This is a genomic window from Sphingopyxis granuli (assembly GCF_001559015.1).
Classification (GTDB): Bacteria; Pseudomonadota; Alphaproteobacteria; order Sphingomonadales; family Sphingomonadaceae; genus Sphingopyxis; species Sphingopyxis granuli.
Map to the genome: position 1 here is coordinate 249,635 of NZ_CP012199.1, position 16,585 is coordinate 266,219.

Sequence of the window (16,585 nt, forward strand, 5' to 3'; positions counted from 1 at the left end):
ATATGGGCATGACCAAGGATGCACCCCTGCTGATCGAGCGGCGCGGCGACGTCGAATGGGTGACGCTCAATCGGCCCGGGCGGCTCAACGCGCTCGACGACCGGCTGACGGCCGAACTGCGCGACTATTTCGAGCGGCTCTATCGCCGCCGCGACTGCCGCATCGTCGTGCTGCGCGGCGCCGGCCGGGCTTTCTGCGCGGGGCTCGACCTGGCGAGCGACCAGGCGCGACGCTTCGCCGAGGGCGGGCTCGCCGAGGCGATGGATGTCCAGCGCGACATCCGCGACATCATGCTGGCGATGCGCCGCTGCCCGCAGCCGATCCTCGCGCTGATGCACGGCGCGGCGGCCGGCGGCGGCTTCGTCCTCGCGCTCGCCGCCGACATCCGCATCGCGACCCCCGACACGCGAATGAACGCCGCCTTCATCAAGGTCGGTCTCGGAGGCTGCGACGTCGGGGCGAGCTATCTGCTGCCGCGGCTGATCGGCGCCTCCCCCGCCGCTTCGATCCTGTTCACCGGGCGCGACCTGTCCGCCGACCGCGCGCTGACGCTGGGCCTGCTGTCCGACGTCGTCGCGCCCGAGGCGCTGGAATCGACCGCCGAAGCCTATCTCGCCGCGATGCGCGCGACCGCGCCGGAGGCGCTGCGGATGACGAAGCAATGCTTCAACCACAGCCTCGACGCGCCGAGTTTCGAGGCGGCACTCGCGATGGAGGACCGCAACCAGCTGTTGCTGGGGAACGAGCCCGCCTTTCGCGAAGGCCGGGCCGCCTTCCTCGAAAAGCGGGCGCCGCGCTTCGATCAGCCCTGATCGCGCGGCGCTTCGGGGTCGGGCTTCGAATCGAGCGTGACGGGGTCGCCCCACGGCTGGCGGAAGGCGCTGCGCAGCGCATCGATCTGCTGCTGGCCGATGCGATAGGCCAGGACGTCGGTCACTTCGCGCACGATGCGGTTCGCATTCTTGCGCATCCAGCGTCCCTTTTCGGTGAGCGCGACGATCTTGACCCGCTTGTCGCCGGGATCGGGGCGCAGCTCGAAAACGCCGCGCTTGACGAGCGATCCGATGGTCAGGTGGACCGCCTGCCGCGTCAGGCGCAGGTTGCGCGCGATTTCGGCGGGGCGCACGATGTTCATCTGGACGTGGATCATGATCATCGATTCGGTTCGCGACAGTTGCGGAATGCCCGCCGCCTTCAGGCTGCGCTGCAGGCTTTCGTCGAACCATTCGAACCCCTCCATCAGGGATACGAACAGAAATTCGGTTTCGATCACGACGCAAGTCCCCTGCCGCCCGGCCCGGCCCGGCGATACACGGCAGCCGCCGAAAGGTTAAGTCGCTTGACGAGACGCGGGGCGGGCTACCGCGACGCCGCGGAAGCCGGTGCCCCCTTCAGCGCCGCTCGGGGCCCAGATGAACGGCGAGATGCTTGATCCCGCACACGAAATTGCTCTGAAGATAGGCCGGGTCCCGCACCGCGCCGATTTCAGGGAACCGGCCCAGCAGCGCGCGCAGGATCGCATTCAGCTGCAGCGCCGCGATCCGCGCGCCGAGGCAATGGTGGATGCCGATTCCGAACGACAGGTGGCGCGCCGCGTTCGGCCGCGCGATGTCGAGCCGGTGCGGATCGTCGAATATTTCGGGGTCGCGATTGGCCGCGCCATAGAGCATGGCGACGCGGTCGCCCGCCGCGATCGGTTGCCCGCCCACCTCGACGTCCGACCGAGCGACGCGCATCATCTGGATGACCGGGGTGACGAAGCGCAGCAGCTCGGGGATCGCCCGTGCGATCAGATCGGGATTTTCGGCGAGCATCCGCCGCTGGTCGGGCGCGGCGCTCAGCGCGACGATGCTGCCCGACAGCGAATTGCGCGTCGTTTCGTTGCCCGCTGCCAGCAGCAGGGTGAACATCCCGCGCCGGACGTTCCGCATCCCTGCCTCTTCGCCGCCGAACATCTGCGCCACCACGCTCAGCAGGTCGTCGCCGGGCTCGGCCGAACGGCGTTCGAGAAGCCGGGTGCCATAATCGAAGACCTCCTCGAACACGGCGTTCGAATCCTCGGCGCTCGCGCCATATTCGGGGTCGGAGGTGCCGACCAGCCGGTTCGTCCAGTCGAAGACGCGCGCCCGGTCGGCCTCGGGAATGTCGAGCAGCAGGCACAGCGTGCGAATGGGGACCACCGCCGCCACCCGCGTGACGAATTCGATCTCGGCGTTGGCGGGCAGCGCCGCCACCATGTCGCGAACGAAGCTGTCGATCCGGGCTTCGAGCCGGTGCAGCGCCGACGGCAGGAAATGCGCCTGCATCGGCCGGCGGATCCGCGTGTGGTCGGGCGGATCCATGGTCAGCAGCGTGCTGGTGATCGCTTCGCGGATGTGCGGTTTCAAGGCCGCGACACCGCCCTGCTCGAAGACCCGGAAACCCTGGGTCGAGGTGAAATTCGCGGTGTCGCGCGAAACGGCCTCGACGTCCCGGTGCCGCGTCAGGACCCAGATCGGCGGCGATCGGCCGTCGCCGGGATTGCGATAGACCGGCTCCGCCGCCCGGATCGCGTCATAGACGGCAAAGGGATGACCGTCGCGGAAGGTTTCGGACCGGGTAAGATCGAACGGCCTCGTCCGTGTGTCGAGCATGGGTCGCTTATCCTTTCCGTGGTCGTGGTCATGGCGCATCGCCGACCCGCGCATCGCGGAGCGCCCGCTTCAGCACCTTGCCGGCTGCGGACCGCGGAAGCGGTTCGGCAAGGAATTCATAGCTTTTCGGAATCTTGTAGCCGGCGATCCGTTCGCGGCAGATGCTGTCGAGATCGGCTCCGGACGGGGGTTCGGCGCCTTCGGCCACCACCAGGATCGCGTGGACGCGCTCTCCCCAGTCGGGGTCGGGCAGACCGATGACCGCGCTTTCGATGACCGCCGGGTGATAGGACAGCGCATTTTCGACCTCGATCGAATAGACATTCTCGGCGCCCGAGACGATCATGTCCTTCAGCCGGTCGGTGATGAAGAGATAGCCGTCGGCATTGCGATAGCCCGCATCGCGCGTGTGCAGCCAGCCGTCGCGCAGCACTTCGGCGGTTTCCTCCGGCCGGCCGAGATAGCCCATCATCACATTGTCGCCGCGCCCGACGATCTCGCCCACCTCGCCCGGCGCGCATTCGCGGCCCTGCGGGTCGAGGATGCGGATGTCGTACCCCACGCAGGGCCGGCCGCACGAGCGTAGCAGCGCGGGGTCGGCGTCGGCGGCGTGATCCGCGGGCGACAGGAAGGTCGCGGCCGGGAATTCCGTCTGGCCATAGCCCTGGACGAAGCGAATCCCCGGAAACTGGCGCCGCGCCCTTTCGAGCGAGGCGGCCGCCATCGGCGACCCGCCATAGCCGAGGTAGCGCAGCTGCGACAGGTCGAGCCCGCGGTCGGCGGCTTCGCGGGTCAGCCGCTCGATCATCACCGGGACGGTGAAGCAGTGGGTGACGCCGAAGCGCGCGAAATCGGCGAGCATCGCCCCGCAATCGAAGGCGGGGCGAAAGACATGGGTGCCGGCGGCCATGGTGCCGAACAGCGTGCCGATGTCGGCGAGGTGGAACATCGGCGCGGCGTGGAAGAGCACGTCGCCCGGGGCGAAATCGATATGCGCGAGAAGGTTCATCGCCATCGCGGTCAGATTGCCGTGGCTGAGCATCACGCCCTTCGGCAGCCCGGTCGTGCCGCCGGTGTAGAAGATGCCGGCGAGTTCGCCCGCGCCGTCATGTTCGGCGCGCGGCTCCGCCGCCGCGGCGAGCGCCGGCAACTCCGCATCGAGCGAAAGGGTGCGCGCGACCGCGCCGCGTGCGCGCAGTTCCGCCGCCGCGCCCGCGAACGCCGCATCGTGAAGCAGAAGGCCCACCTGCGCATCGCGGAGCTGGAAATCGAGTTCGGCGACGGCGAGCCGCGTGTTGAGCGGCACGAGGACGCCGCCGCACCACGGCACCGCGTACCAGGCCTCGAAATAGGCGATGCCGTTGTGCGCGAGGACGGCGACGCGCCGCTCGGGACCAATTCCCGCATCGGCGAGGACGGCGGCGATGCGCGCCACGCGATCGGCGATCTCGCGCCACGTCAACGCGCGCTCCCCCTCGATTGCGGCGATCCTGTCCGGCGCCGCCCGCGCGGCCCGGACGAGCGCGTTGCTCACCCTCATCCCATGATTCCTCTTGTCAATTTAATTGACAATATTATCGGGACGGCGCGACGTGTCAATGACGGCGCGGCGCAGCAGGCGCGCGCGACCGGCAAGCAGGATATTGGCTGGAGACCGGCGCTAGGCGGGCAGCGCGCCCCAATCCTGGCCGAGCGCGGCGCGCAGCGCCTTCAGTGCGCGGGCGCCGATGCGCTCGCCGATCGTGCGTTCGAGCTGCATGAGAATCTCGAGCGCGTCGGCGCGCAGTTGCGCGGACTTTTCGCTGAAACCGACGAGCGAGGCCCGCTTGTCGTCGGGGTCCGGTTCGACGGTGATCAGCCCCTGTTCGCCCATTTCCTGGAGCATCTTGCTCACCGCCTGGCGCGAGATGCCGAGGTTGCGCGCGATGTCGGACGGCCGGTGGATGCCGAGCGCGATATTGGCGAGCGTGAACGATTGCGATCGCGAGATGCTCTGCCAGCCGCGCGCCTTGAGCGCCGACTGCAGCCCTTCATCGAACCAGTAGAAGGCGCGCATCAGATCCATCATCAGATAACCATCGTTCATCCCGTCCGCTTCGCCTGTTTTGCGCGATTGCGCAACCAGGTTGAGCGCGGCCTGCGTCAGCGGGAAGAAATAGGCGCCGTCGTGAAAGGCCAGCGGCGCCGGGGCCGCACCGTGGGCGATATCGACGATCTCGCCGATCACCACGACATGCGTGCCGTGGTCGACGCATTGGGCGATGCGCAAGACCATCGCCGCGCAGCCGTCGGCGAGCCGCGGCGGCTTGCCCGCCTCGAGCAGCCATTCGCCGACCGCGAACTTGTCCTCGCCCGCCGCGCCGCCGCCGCAGCGGCGCGACACCTCTTCCTGCTCCTCCGACAGCAGGCTGAGGCCGATCTCGGTTCCTTCGGCCACTGCGGTATAGGTGGCATTGGACCGGTTGATGCACACCAGCATCGACGGCGGATCCATGCTCACCTCGCAGAAAGCGGTGGCGGCCATGGCATGGCGCACGCCGCGATGCTCGGCGGTGAGCACCGCGACGGGACGCACCAGCCCGCGCAGCGCAAGGCGCAGCGCGGCGGCGATCTCCTGAGCGGTTTGCGGCTTTTCCATCGCGCTCCCTTGCCATCCCCTATAATATTAGTCAACTAAGTTGACATTATAGCGCGCGTGACTATGACTCGCTCCGGAATTGGAAGGAGAGGATGATGACCGAACCCCTGGCCGATCGCCGCATTCCGGCGGGCGACGATTATCTGAGCCGCGAGGAGCTGGACGCGATCACCCCCGAGGGACTGATCGAGCGCACGCGCGCGCTGAAGCCGCTGGTCGCCGAGCGCGCGGCCTCGGCCGAGCGCCAGCGGCGCCCCGACGACGAGGTATGGAATGCACTGCGCCGCAGCGGCTATTTCTATCTTTACGTGCCGCGGCGTTTCGGCGGGCTGGAGTTCGACCCCGACACCTATATCAGCGCGACGCTGCCGATCGCCGAGGCCTGTCCCTCGACCGGCTGGACCGCCTGCTTCGCCGCCGAGCATAACTGGCTGATCGCGCAGCTGCCCGAAGCGACGCAGGCCGAGGTGTGGGGCAGGACCCCCTATGTCATCGCCCCCAGCGTCGCCGCACCGCCGGGAACGGCGACCCCGGTCGAGGGCGGCTATCGCCTGTCCGGCCGCTGGAAATGGGGCACGGTGGTGATGCACGCCGACTGGGTGCTGCTCAACGCGCTGGAGGCGCGGGAAGGCGCGCCGCCGATCGTGCGCATGATGCTGCTTCCCGCCGATCAGGTGCGCGTGATCGACACGTGGCACATGGCGGGCATGGCGGCGACGGGAAGCAACGACATCGTCGCCGAGGACGTCTTCGTCCCCGCCGGCTATCAGTTCGCGGTGCAGCCGGTCCGTTCGGGGCGCGGCAACGGCCGCGCGCTCTACGGCCCCGGCCTTTACGGGTCGCCGATGCTGCCCAATCTGTGCGTGACCGCGTCGATCCCGGCGCTCGGCGCCGCGCGGCAGGCGATCGCGCTGTGCGGCGAGCGGCTGAAGAACCATGTCAAGATGGGCAGCGGCAACGCCAGCGTCGAAAAGCCCGCGGCGCAGATGCGCCTCGCGCGCGCCGACCTGCTGGCGCGATCCGCCGAGCGCACGATCCGCTGGGCCGCGAAGGAGAATCTGGCGATCGGCGAGATCGACGAGCCCGAACAGACGACCGAGCGCATCCGCCTTCGCGCCGAAATCGCCATCGCGGTCCAGCAATGCGTCGAGGCGGTCCGGACGTGCTGCGAGGCGGTGGGATCGAGCGTCCATGCGCTCGACAACCCGATGCAGCGGCTGCTGCGCGACGTGCAGGTCATGCAGAGCCACATCGTCTATGACCTCGACGTCGCGACCGAACTGCATGGCCGCGCGCTCGTCGGACTGCCGCCGAACTCGCTCCTGCTTTAAGACCCGTGGGGATTCGGATTTCGGCACGGTTTCTCTTTTCCGTCACCCTGACCTTGTCCGGCAATGATCCCTTTTCGACAAGTCACCGTTCCCCGGCGAAAGCCGGGGTCCATGTGGGGCAGCGCTGTGTCGTCTGGACCCCGGCTTTCGCCGGGGAACAGTTTCTGACTTGCCTGAAGGGCATATGTGCCAACCTGTTTCAGAGCCTGCCCCGGGCCCGATGGGGGGTCCATGGTCCGCCCTCGTCTGAAAGGCGGCGCAAAAGGGAAGGTCCGGCCATGGATGCTGAAACAAGTTCAGCATGACGAACCGATGAGGCAGCGTGCCGAACGCCGAATCCCCACAGGCCTTAAAGGATGCGCCGCGCGCGGACCGCGCCGGCGCGTCAATCGCGCTTCGCCAGCCCGTTCGCCAGCAGGTCGTTCGCGGTCCGCGCGACCGCCTCGATATCGGCGTCGGCGTCCCACAGGCCATAGCGCATGCCGAGGAAGACGTTCATGCCGGCGATCGCCCAGGCGGCGACCTCGCCGGCGTCGGCGCGGATCTCGCCGCGCGCCGCGCCGCTCGCCAGCCGCTGGCGGATACGCTCGACCGTCGTTTCATAGTGGCGGCGGTAACTGGCGTAATCGACGAATTCCGCTTCGTCGATGATGCGATAGATTTCCCGATGCTCGCGCACGAAGCCGAGGAAGGATTCGAGGCCGATGCGCTCGGCGGCGATCTCGTCGGGGGCGGCCTGGACGATCGGCGTGACATGATCGCGCAATTGCTCGCTCATGTAACGGACGAGCGCCTGGAAGATCTCCTCCTTCGAATCGAAATAGGTGTAGAAGCTGCCGAGCGCGGTTCCCGCGCGGCGGGTGATGCCGCTGATCGACGCGTCGTGGAAACCGCGCTCGCCGAACTCGACCGCCGCGGCGTCGAGCAGCTTGCGCAGCGTGCGCCGGCCGCGCTCGGTGCGCGGCGCCTTATCCGGATTGCCCGGATTGCCCGGATTGCCCGGGTTATCCGGATTGCCGGCTTCGGCTCCCGCCGTCTGCGCCCGATCCATGACTGCCTTCCATCTCCCCATTCTCCGGCCTTTCTGCATCGTGGCTTTTATGCATCGCTGACAAGCAAAAAAACCGGGACCGAAGTTCAAAGTTGAAACCCGGTTCAACTTTCATTATTGGGTAGCTCGCGGCTTGGCAAGCGCCAGCCCCGAAAAATCAAACGGACGGCAAGGGGCCGTCCGTCCATGGGAGAGTCACATGCGTCCGTTCGCCCGCCGCCTCCGCACTGCTATCTGCGCGACCAGCGCGCTGTCGCTGCTCGCCTTCACCCCCGCCGCCTTCGCGCAGCAGGACGAAGGCGCGAGCAACGACGACAGCGCCGAAATCATCGTCACCGCGCGCCGCCGCGACGAACGGCTGATCGACGTGCCGATCGCCGTCACCGCGCTGTCGGCGGACACGCTGTCCAAGGCCGGGGCGATCGACATCACCGACGTCGCCAACATGGCGCCCAACACGACGCTCGAAAATTCGCGCGGCACCAATTCGACGCTCACCGCCTTCATCCGCGGCGTCGGCCAGCAGGACCCGGTGCCGGGGTTCGAGGCGGGCATCGGCATCTATCTCGACGACGTCTATCTGAACCGGCCGCAGGGTGCGGTTCTCGACATCTATGACGTCGAGCGGATCGAGGTGCTGCGCGGTCCGCAGGGCACGCTCTATGGCCGCAACACGATCGGCGGCGCCGTCAAATATGTGACGCGCGCGCTCAACCCCGATTCGCCCGAACTGCGCATCCGCGGCACGCTGGGCACCTACAAGCAGGCCGACCTCGTCGTCACCGCAAGCGCGCCGATCAGCGACATCGTCCGCGTCGGCGGCTCGGTCGCGCGCCTGTCGCGCGGCGGCTTCGGCGACAATCTGAACATCAAGGGGCTGGAAAACTACAACAAGGACGTCTGGGCCGGCCGCGCGACGGTCGAAATGGGCGGCAACGGCGCGCCGGTGCTCATCCGCATCTCGGGCGACTACACGCGCGACAAGTCCGATCCGCGCAACGGCCACCGCCTGATCCCCGGGCTCGTCTCGGGCGCGCCGGTGCTCGACAATGTCTACGACACGCGCGCCGGGCTCAACGACCCCAGGCAGGACGTCAAGGCCTATGGCCTCGCGATGAACGTCTCGGCCGAACTCAGCGACACGGTGACGCTGCGGTCGATCAGCGCGTGGCGCAAGGACACCAGCTTCACGCCGATCGACTTCGACGCGCTGCCGTCGGTCGACGTCGACGTGCCCGCCGTCTATCGCAACGAGCAGCTCAGCCAGGAATTCCAGCTTCTCTATGAGGGCGACCGGCTGCACGGCCTCGTCGGCTTCTATTATCTCGATGCCAAGGCGGCGACCTCGTTCGACGTGCTGCTGGGGCTGTCCGGCGACCGCCTCTATGGGCTTCCCGGCCTCAACGGCTACACGGCGGGCGACGTGCGGACGAACACCTGGTCGGTGTTCGGCGACGCCACCATCGACTTCACCGACCAGCTCAGCCTGTCGGTCGGCGGCCGCTATACGAACGACAAGCGCAATGCCTTCATCTACAAGGCGAACCGGATCACCGGCCTGTCGCCCGAATTCGGCGGCACGCTCGACCCGATCGCGATCGCGGTCGCGACCGATTTCCGGGGCGAGCGCACGTTCAAGGAATTCACCCCGCGCGCTTCGCTGAGCTTCAAGCCCGACGCCGACAACATGATCTACGCCTCCTATTCGAAGGGCTTCAAGGGCGGCGGCTTCGACCCGCGCGGATCGGGCACGTCGGCGCCGATCAGCAATCCTTCGGCGGGCCGCACCTATGAGGATATCTACAACTTCCTCGCCTTCGATCCCGAAAAGGTCGACAGCTACGAAATCGGCTACAAGGGTTCGCTGCTCGACCGCCGCCTGACGCTCAGCCTTGCCGGATTCTACATGGACTATAAGGATGTGCAGATTCCCGGCTCGGTTGGCTGCACCGTCGGCGGGGTACAGACCTTCTGCGGCATCACCACCAATGCCGCGAAGGCGCGGCTTCAGGGCATCGAGGCCGAGGCGAACGCCATCCTCGCGCGCGATTTCGCGGGTGCCGGCTCGACCTTCCGCTTCAACGGCGGATTCGGCTATATCGACGCCAAGTACAAGCGCTTCATCGGCCCCACCGGCGACGATGTCGCCAACCAGCGCACGTTCCAGAACACACCCAAATGGACGGCGATGGGCTCGCTCGCGGCGGGCATTCCCGCGATGGGCGGCATAGTCGATGCCTCGACCGGCCTCACCTATCGCAGCAAGACGCATCAGTTCGAGGTGCCGATCCCGGCGCTCGACCAGCCCGGCTATGTGCTGTGGGACGCGAGCCTCGTCTGGACCGCCGACGGCGGCGATTATTCGATCGGGCTGCACGGCAAGAATCTGACCGACAAGCGCTATATCACCTCGGGCTATAATTATCAGAACGCCGCCGGCGTCTCGACGCTGGGCGACGAGGGCGTGCTGACCGCCTTCTACGGCAACCCGCGGCAGGTCTTCGTCACCGGCACGGTCAAGTTCTGACCCGCCGCACCGTCAAAAAGGGGGAAAGGGGCGTCCATAGCGGCGCCCCTTTTTCTATGGGCGTCCGCCGAGCGGCGGCGCCCCCGTCGCTGCGACCATGCGTTCGCCGTCGATGACGATCGGGCTCGCGACGCCGTCGATCGACGCCCCCTCGGGGCGGAAGCGCAGGCCGCGCGCGATCACCTGCGGGTCGGCGAAGACGCCGGCGAGGTCGTTGATCGGCCCGGCGGGCACGCCTTCGGCCTCGAGCGCGAGCGACAGCGGCTGCGCTTCCCAGGTCGCGATCTTCGCCGCGAGCAGCGGGATCAGCTCGGCACGGTTGGCCAGCCGCGCCGCGTTGGTCGCAAAACGCGGGTCGTCGCCCCATTGCGGCTCGCCGAGGATCGCGCAGAGCTTGCGATACTGCCCGTCGTTGCCGACCGCGACGACGAGCTGGCCGTCGGCGGTCGCGAACGCCTGATAGGGCACGACATTGGCGTGGCCGTTGCCCATGCGCTTCGGCGCCACGCCGCTCGCCAGATAATTGGCGGCCTGGTTCGCGAGCACCGCGACCTGCGCGTCGAGCAAGGCCATATCGACATGCGCGCCCGCGCCGGTGACGTCACGGCGCCGCAGCGCTGCGAGGATCGCGACCGTCGCATACATGCCGGTGAAGATGTCGGCATAGGCGATCCCCGCCTTCTGCGGCGCTCCGTCGGGCTCTCCGGTCAGCGACATGAAGCCGCTCATCGCCTGGACGATGAAGTCGTAGCCGGCGCGGTGCGCATAGGGCCCGGTCTGGCCGAAGCCGGTGATCGAACAGACGATCAGGCGCGGGAAATCGGCGCGCAGCCGCGCGGGATCAAGCCCGTATTTGACCAGCCCGCCGACCTTGTAATTCTCGATCACGACATCGGCGTCGGCGAGCAGCGCGCGCACCTCGGCCTGCCCCCGTGCGGTCGCGATGTCGATCGCGACGCTGCGCTTGCCGCGGTTGCAGCTGTGATAATAAGCGGCGCCCAGATTCGCGCCGTCCTCGTCCGTGACGAAGGGCGGCCCCCAGTGGCGCGTGTCGTCGCCGGCGCCCGGCCGCTCGACCTTGACCACCTCGGCGCCGAGGTCGGCGAGCAATTGCCCGCACCACGGCCCCGCGAGCACGCGCGCCAGTTCGACGACTCGCAAACCCCCCAATGGTTTAGAAGCGCGCGGCCTCATCTCAGACCAAAGCCCCGATGCTGGGGATCGGCGGGTCGGCGAGAGCCATGGCGATGTTCCTTCGGAGTGCGGCCCGGAAATCCTAGGGCGTGGTTTCGGCCTGCTTGCGGACCATCGCGGCGGCCTGGCCGTCGCGCGGCTCCAATATCGCCGCGGTTTCGATCAGGTCGAGTGCGCGGCGCGCCTCGTGATAGCGGCGCGCGTCGATCAGCCACTCGGTCGCCGCCTCGGCACCGGGCAGCGCCTGCACCTCTTCGATCGCCTTGTCGACCTGCCCGCCCGCCAGATAGCGGCGCGCCCGGTCGAGCCGTTCCGACGCGCGCGTCGACTGGCTGCCCGCCGGCCGCACGACGAACAGTTCGCCGAACTCGCGCTTGATGCCGGTCCACAGATTGCCGTTGCCGTCGCTCCGCCCGACGAGCTGCGGCGCCAGACCGTCGAGGTCGCTGCGCAGCTGTTCGAGCGTGATCGGGTCGCGCGAGGTGTCGATGATCGTCTTGACCGCATTGGGCTGATCGTCGCCGAAGCGCAGGCGCAGCTGCGCGTCGAGATAGCCGAGCGACAGGCCGCGATCGAGTGCGCGGCGCACCGCGAAGGCGACGAGCAGCCCCTCCGCGCGCGAGGCGTTGCCCGATGCCGACGCCGCCTCGATCGTGATGCGCGACAGTCTTTGTTCGAGTTCGGCGACCCGCGCCGCGAGCGCATTGGCGCCGTCGACCGGCGCGACGACGAGTGCCGGCTGGCTCGCCGCCGCGGCCGGCGCAGCCGCCTCGTCGGCGCCGCCCGCCACCGGCACGCCGCCGGGAACGGGCGCTTCGAGAACCTTCGCCACCGGCGGCGCCTGCCGGCCGGTCATCAGCCGGCTCATCGCCCAGCCGCCGCCGACCAGGCCGATCAGCAGCAGCAGGAGCGCCCCGACCGCGAGCATCCGCAACGACGGCCCCCGGCCCTGGACACTCGGTTCGGCGCGCGCCATTTTGTCGCTGTCGATTGCCATATTCTTCTTTCAGACGACCCTGTGTGCGCCCTTGTGGCACAAAGCATGCGCCTCTGCCAACATCGCGGCGTCATCGGGCCGCGCGGCCAACGAAACCGCGCGCCATCCCCGGCCCGCGCGCGCCGCGACCGATTCGCTGATCGCAACCAGCGCCAGATGATCGCGCGCGCCCTCGGTCAGCGCCGCGATTCGCTCGGCCGCGCGCCCCGAATAGGCGAGCAGCACCGCCGGCCGTGCGATCAGCGCCGCCCATTCGGACGGCGGATCGACCGGATCGACGGCATAGCAGGGAAGCGGCGTCAGCACGGTCGCACCGGCGACCAGCGGCGAATGATCGCGCCCGCACAGCCACAGCACGCGCCGGACGCCCCGTGACGGCATGGCATCGATCAGCGTCTGCCCGTCGCTGTCCCCCGTGACCGCGACGTGCAGGCCCGCCGCCGTCGCGGCGGCGGCCGAGGGCGCCCCCACCGCATGCACCGGCAGCGCGGAAAGCCGCGCCAGCCCGGGGCCCGCCAGCCGCATCGCCTGCGCGCTCGTCACCAGCAGCGCGTCGAAATCGTCCGGATCGGGCACCGTCCAGCCCAGCGCGCGCGCCGCGAACAGCGGCAGGTGCCGGGCGTCGAGCCCCATCGCCCGCGCGCGCGCCACGGTCGCCGCACCGCCGGGGTCGGCGCGCGTCACCAGCAGCGGCAGCGCGGCCGTCATGCCGCGAACAGCCGCCGCACCGCATCGGGCGCCTCGTCGAGCAGGCGCCGCGCCAGCGCCGCGGCATCGGCGGCGCCGGTCACCTGCGTCGAGCCCGCGACATGATCGGCGCCGTCCTCCGAATAGATTTCGGCATCAAGGCGCAGCGCGCCATCGTCCAGCCAGCGCGCATGCGCCGCGACCGGCGAGCGGCAGTCGCCACCCAGCGCCGCGAGGAACGCGCGCTCCGCGGCGACCGCGGCGTGCGTCGGCGCATGATCGACGGCGGCGATCAGCCCGCGCAGCGGGGCATCCTCCGCCCGGCATTCGATGCCGATCGCGCCTTGCGAGGCCGCGGGCAGCAGCAGGTCGATCGGCTGCGCCGTCCCGATCGCGTCCATGCCGAGCCGCGCGAGTCCCGCCGCGGCGAGCAGCGTCGCATCGGCATCGCCCGCCGCGAGCTTGGCGAGCCGCGTTGCGACATTGCCGCGCAGCAGCGGGGTTTCCAGGTCGGGCCGGATACGCCGCACCTGCGCCGCGCGGCGCGGGCTGCTCGTCCCCAGCCGCGCGCCGTGCGGCAGGTCGGCGATCGTCCGCGCGGTGCCGTCGTCGGGCACCACCATCCGGTCGCGCGGATCGGCGCGTTCGAGCATCGCGGCGAGGAAGAAGCGCTCGTCGCGCAGCGTTTCGACATCCTTGAGCGAATGCACCGCCATGTCGATGACCTTCGCGTCGAGCGCGATGTCGAGTTCGCGCGTCCACAGCGCCTTGCCCCCGACCTCGGCCAGCGCGCGGTCCTGGATCTTGTCGCCGGTCGCGGTCATCGGCAGGATTTCGAGCGCGCGCGGGTCGAGGCCGTGCGCCGCGACGAGCGCCGCCGCCGCGAGATTCGCCTGCGCCATCGCCAGCGGCGAGGCGCGGGTGCCGATACGCAGCGGGCTGGCGGGCGTGGGAAGCGGGATCGAAGTCATGCGGCCTGCTAGACCATGATGACATCGAATGGAAACGTCATTGCGAGCCCGGATCAGGTCCGGGGAGACGATGAGGACAAGAACCTTGATTCCACCATATCGGGGCCTGTGGGGATTCGGGTGCTTGCGGACGCATAGGGACGTGTCCCCGCGAAGGCGGGGACCCGGTGCGGTGGGACGCAAACCTCGATTTCATCCGCTCCGGGCTCCCGCCTTCGCGGGAGCACGTGATTTTGTTTTGCGAAAAAACTGAATTCCCACAGGCCATAGACCATGATGACATTAGAAGGATTCGTCATTGCGAGCGGCGAAGCCGCGCGGCAATCCAGAGCGTGCGCAAACCGCTCTGGATTGCTTCCTCCGGATCAGATCCGGGGCCCGCAATGACGAAGGGAGTCAATCCAAGGTCATCGGTCTGGCGCGGCTTGCCCTGCCGATAAAGGGGCGGGTATGGGTTGCGCAGCAATATGACCCTGATCCTCGGCCTCGAATCGAGCTGCGACGAAACCGCGGCCGCCCTGGTGGACACGAACCGCCGCATCCTCGCGCATCGCGTCGCCGGGCAGGAGGCCGAGCATCGCCCCTATGGCGGCGTGGTGCCGGAGATCGCGGCGCGCGCGCATGTCGACCGCCTCGCCCCGCTCGTCGAAGCCGTGCTCGCCGATGCGGGACTCGCGCTGGCGGACGTCGACGCGATCGCCGCGACCGCCGGTCCCGGCCTGATCGGCGGGGTGATGGTCGGGCTCGTCACCGGCAAGGCGCTCGCGCACGCGGCGGGCAAGCCGCTGATCGCGGTCAATCATCTCGAAGGCCATGCGCTCAGCCCGCGCCTCACCGATGCGGAGCTGGCCTTTCCCTATCTGCTGCTGCTCGTCTCGGGCGGCCATTGCCAGCTGCTGCTCGTCGAGGGCGTCGGCGCCTATCGCCGCCTCGCGACGACGATCGACGACGCGGCGGGCGAGGCGTTCGACAAGACCGCGAAGCTGCTCGGGCTCGGCTATCCGGGTGGACCGGCGGTCGAACGCATCGCGCAGGACGGCGACCCGCACGCGGTGCCGCTGCCGCGTCCGCTCGTCGGCAGCGCCGAGCCGCATTTCTCCTTCGCCGGGCTCAAGAGCGCGGTCGCGCGCGCCGCGGCTTCGGGCGAGCATCGCACCGCCGACCTCGCCGCCTCCTTCCAGCAGGCGGTCGTCGACTGCCTCGTCGACCGCAGCCGCATCGCGCTCGCTGCCTGCCCCCGGGCCACCGCCTTCGTCGTCGCGGGGGGCGTCGCCGCCAACGGCGCGATCCGCACCGCGCTCGCCGACCTCGCGCACCGCTTCGACAGGCGCTTCGTCGCGCCGCCGCTGTGGCTGTGCACCGACAATGGCGCGATGATCGCCTGGGCGGGCGCCGAGCGCTTCGCCGCCGGGCTGACCGATCCGCTCGACGTCGCCGCGCGCCCGCGCTGGCCGCTCGATCCCGCCGCCGAGGCCGTGCGCGGCGCCGGGGTGAAGGCATGACGTCCTTCGCCCGCTTCGGCGTTGTCGGCGGGGGGGCGTGGGGGACCGCGCTCGCGCAATTGCTCGCGGCCGACGGCGCCCCGGTGCTGCTGTGGGCGCGCGAGGCGGAGGTGACGGCGGCGATCAACGCCGAGCATCGCAATCCGCTCTTCCTGCCCGGCGCGCCGCTCTCGCCGTCGCTGCGCGCGACCGGCGATCTGGCCGACCTCGCCGGCCTCGACGCGCTGCTGGTCGTCGTGCCCGTGCCTTATCTGCGCGCCGTCCTGGCCGACCTGCCGACGGACACCGCGCCGCTGATCTTCTGCAGCAAGGGGATGGAGGCGGGCAGCTTCGCCTTTCCGGTCGACATCGCGCGCGCCCTGTTTCCCGAACGGCCGCTCGCCGTCCTCTCGGGCCCCACCTTCGCGCATGAGGTCGCCGCCGGGCTGCCGACCGCGATCACGCTGGCCGCGGCCGATCCGGCGATCGCCGATGCGCTGGCCCGCGCGCTCGCGCGCCCGCATTTCCGCCCCTATGCCTCGACCGACATGATCGGTGCGGAGATCGGCGGCGCGGTCAAGAATATCCTCGCGATCGCCTGCGGCATCGTCGACGGCGCTGGGCTGGGGCTGAACGCGCGCGCCGCGCTGATCAGCCGCGGCTTCGCGGAGATGACGCGCTTCGGCCTCGCGCGCGGCGCCCAGGCCGAAACGCTCGCGGGACTGGCCGGGCTCGGCGATCTCGTCCTCACCTGCACCTCGTCCAATTCGCGCAATTTCGCGCTCGGCCAGGGGCTCGGGCGCGGGGAAAGCGCCGCCGTCCTGATGCGCGACCGCCGCACCGTGGCCGAGGGCGCGTTCAGCGCGCCGGTGATCGCCGAGGCGGCCCGCGCCGGGGGCATCGACATGCCGATCACCGACACCGTCGCGCGGCTGGTCGCGGGCGAGACGGGGGTTGCCCAGGCCATTCAGGCTCTGCTCAGCCGCCCGCTGCGACGCGAAGGCGCGTGAGACACCGCCGATGACATACCGCGCGCAATTGCCTGCCCCGCCGCGGCGCGCTAAACGGACGGGCG

General features: G+C 69.3%; 14 protein-coding genes. 5 read left to right on the forward strand and 9 right to left on the reverse strand.

What is annotated here, in order from left to right:
* Window positions 1–8 precede the first annotated feature (8 nt).
* Window positions 9–812 carry an enoyl-CoA hydratase/isomerase family protein gene (locus SGRAN_RS01165; RefSeq protein ID WP_067186778.1) on the forward strand — a complete coding sequence of 268 codons (804 nt, stop codon included), beginning with the start codon at window positions 9–11 and terminating at the stop codon, window positions 810–812.
* Here the strand turns inward: SGRAN_RS01165 and SGRAN_RS01170 are convergent.
* The 4 genes from SGRAN_RS01170 to SGRAN_RS21430 form a co-directional block, all read right to left on the reverse strand.
* Entirely contained in the window at window positions 803–1,273 is a 471-nt protein-coding gene (locus SGRAN_RS01170) for a MarR family winged helix-turn-helix transcriptional regulator (protein ID WP_067109418.1), read from the reverse strand. The genes SGRAN_RS01165 and SGRAN_RS01170 overlap by 10 nt on opposite strands.
* 118 nt (window positions 1,274–1,391) lie before the next feature.
* Window positions 1,392–2,633: a cytochrome P450 gene (locus SGRAN_RS01175; RefSeq protein WP_067179975.1), complete on the reverse strand. Its 1,242-nt coding sequence runs from the start codon at window positions 2,631–2,633 to the stop codon at window positions 1,392–1,394.
* A gap of 28 nt (window positions 2,634–2,661) precedes the next feature.
* The gene (locus tag SGRAN_RS01180; RefSeq protein WP_067179978.1) at window positions 2,662–4,173 is read right to left on the reverse strand and encodes an AMP-binding protein; all 1,512 of its coding nucleotides are present in this window, start codon (window positions 4,171–4,173) and stop codon (window positions 2,662–2,664) included.
* Between the two features lie 120 nt (window positions 4,174–4,293).
* The gene (locus tag SGRAN_RS21430) at window positions 4,294–5,271 is read right to left on the reverse strand and encodes a flavin reductase (protein ID WP_082737032.1); all 978 of its coding nucleotides are present in this window, start codon (window positions 5,269–5,271) and stop codon (window positions 4,294–4,296) included.
* Between the two features lie 95 nt (window positions 5,272–5,366).
* Between SGRAN_RS21430 and SGRAN_RS01190 the strand changes: the two genes are divergently transcribed.
* The gene (locus SGRAN_RS01190; RefSeq protein WP_148650772.1) at window positions 5,367–6,602 is read left to right on the forward strand and encodes an acyl-CoA dehydrogenase family protein; all 1,236 of its coding nucleotides are present in this window, start codon (window positions 5,367–5,369) and stop codon (window positions 6,600–6,602) included.
* A 385-nt stretch (window positions 6,603–6,987) separates the two neighbouring features.
* On the opposite strand, the gene SGRAN_RS01195 is transcribed toward SGRAN_RS01190, so the two are convergent.
* Window positions 6,988–7,653 (reverse strand): TetR/AcrR family transcriptional regulator, encoded by a 666-nt coding sequence (locus SGRAN_RS01195; RefSeq protein WP_067179984.1) that lies wholly within the window; start codon window positions 7,651–7,653, stop codon window positions 6,988–6,990.
* A 199-nt stretch (window positions 7,654–7,852) separates the two neighbouring features.
* On the opposite strand from SGRAN_RS01195, the gene SGRAN_RS01200 reads away from it, so the two are divergent.
* The gene (locus tag SGRAN_RS01200; RefSeq protein ID WP_067179987.1) at window positions 7,853–10,180 is read left to right on the forward strand and encodes a TonB-dependent receptor; all 2,328 of its coding nucleotides are present in this window, start codon (window positions 7,853–7,855) and stop codon (window positions 10,178–10,180) included.
* A gap of 54 nt (window positions 10,181–10,234) precedes the next feature.
* On the opposite strand, the gene SGRAN_RS01205 is transcribed toward SGRAN_RS01200, so the two are convergent.
* The 4 genes from SGRAN_RS01205 to hemC all read right to left on the reverse strand — a co-directional run bounded on the left by SGRAN_RS01205 (window position 10,235) and on the right by hemC (window position 14,029).
* Window positions 10,235–11,374 (reverse strand): CaiB/BaiF CoA transferase family protein, encoded by a 1,140-nt coding sequence (locus SGRAN_RS01205; protein WP_067179990.1) that lies wholly within the window; start codon window positions 11,372–11,374, stop codon window positions 10,235–10,237.
* An 82-nt stretch (window positions 11,375–11,456) separates the two neighbouring features.
* Window positions 11,457–12,371, reverse strand: a complete 915-nt coding sequence (locus tag SGRAN_RS01210) for a mitofilin family membrane protein (RefSeq protein ID WP_067179993.1) — start codon at window positions 12,369–12,371, stop codon at window positions 11,457–11,459.
* Between the two features lie 9 nt (window positions 12,372–12,380).
* On the reverse strand, window positions 12,381–13,079 hold the full coding sequence (locus SGRAN_RS01215) for a uroporphyrinogen-III synthase (RefSeq protein WP_067179996.1): 699 nt from the start codon (window positions 13,077–13,079) through the stop codon (window positions 12,381–12,383).
* Complete coding sequence (gene hemC, locus SGRAN_RS01220) at window positions 13,076–14,029, reverse strand: hydroxymethylbilane synthase (protein WP_067180000.1); 954 nt, start codon at window positions 14,027–14,029, stop codon at window positions 13,076–13,078. The genes SGRAN_RS01215 and hemC overlap by 4 nt, the downstream gene beginning before the upstream one ends.
* 467 nt (window positions 14,030–14,496) lie before the next feature.
* On the opposite strand from hemC, the gene tsaD reads away from it, so the two are divergent.
* Window positions 14,497–15,531 carry a tRNA (adenosine(37)-N6)-threonylcarbamoyltransferase complex transferase subunit TsaD gene (gene tsaD, locus SGRAN_RS01225; protein WP_067186782.1) on the forward strand — a complete coding sequence of 345 codons (1,035 nt, stop codon included), beginning with the start codon at window positions 14,497–14,499 and terminating at the stop codon, window positions 15,529–15,531.
* Window positions 15,528–16,520: an NAD(P)H-dependent glycerol-3-phosphate dehydrogenase gene (locus tag SGRAN_RS01230; RefSeq protein WP_067180003.1), complete on the forward strand. Its 993-nt coding sequence runs from the start codon at window positions 15,528–15,530 to the stop codon at window positions 16,518–16,520. The genes tsaD and SGRAN_RS01230 overlap by 4 nt, the downstream gene beginning before the upstream one ends.
* Window positions 16,521–16,585 lie beyond the last annotated feature (65 nt).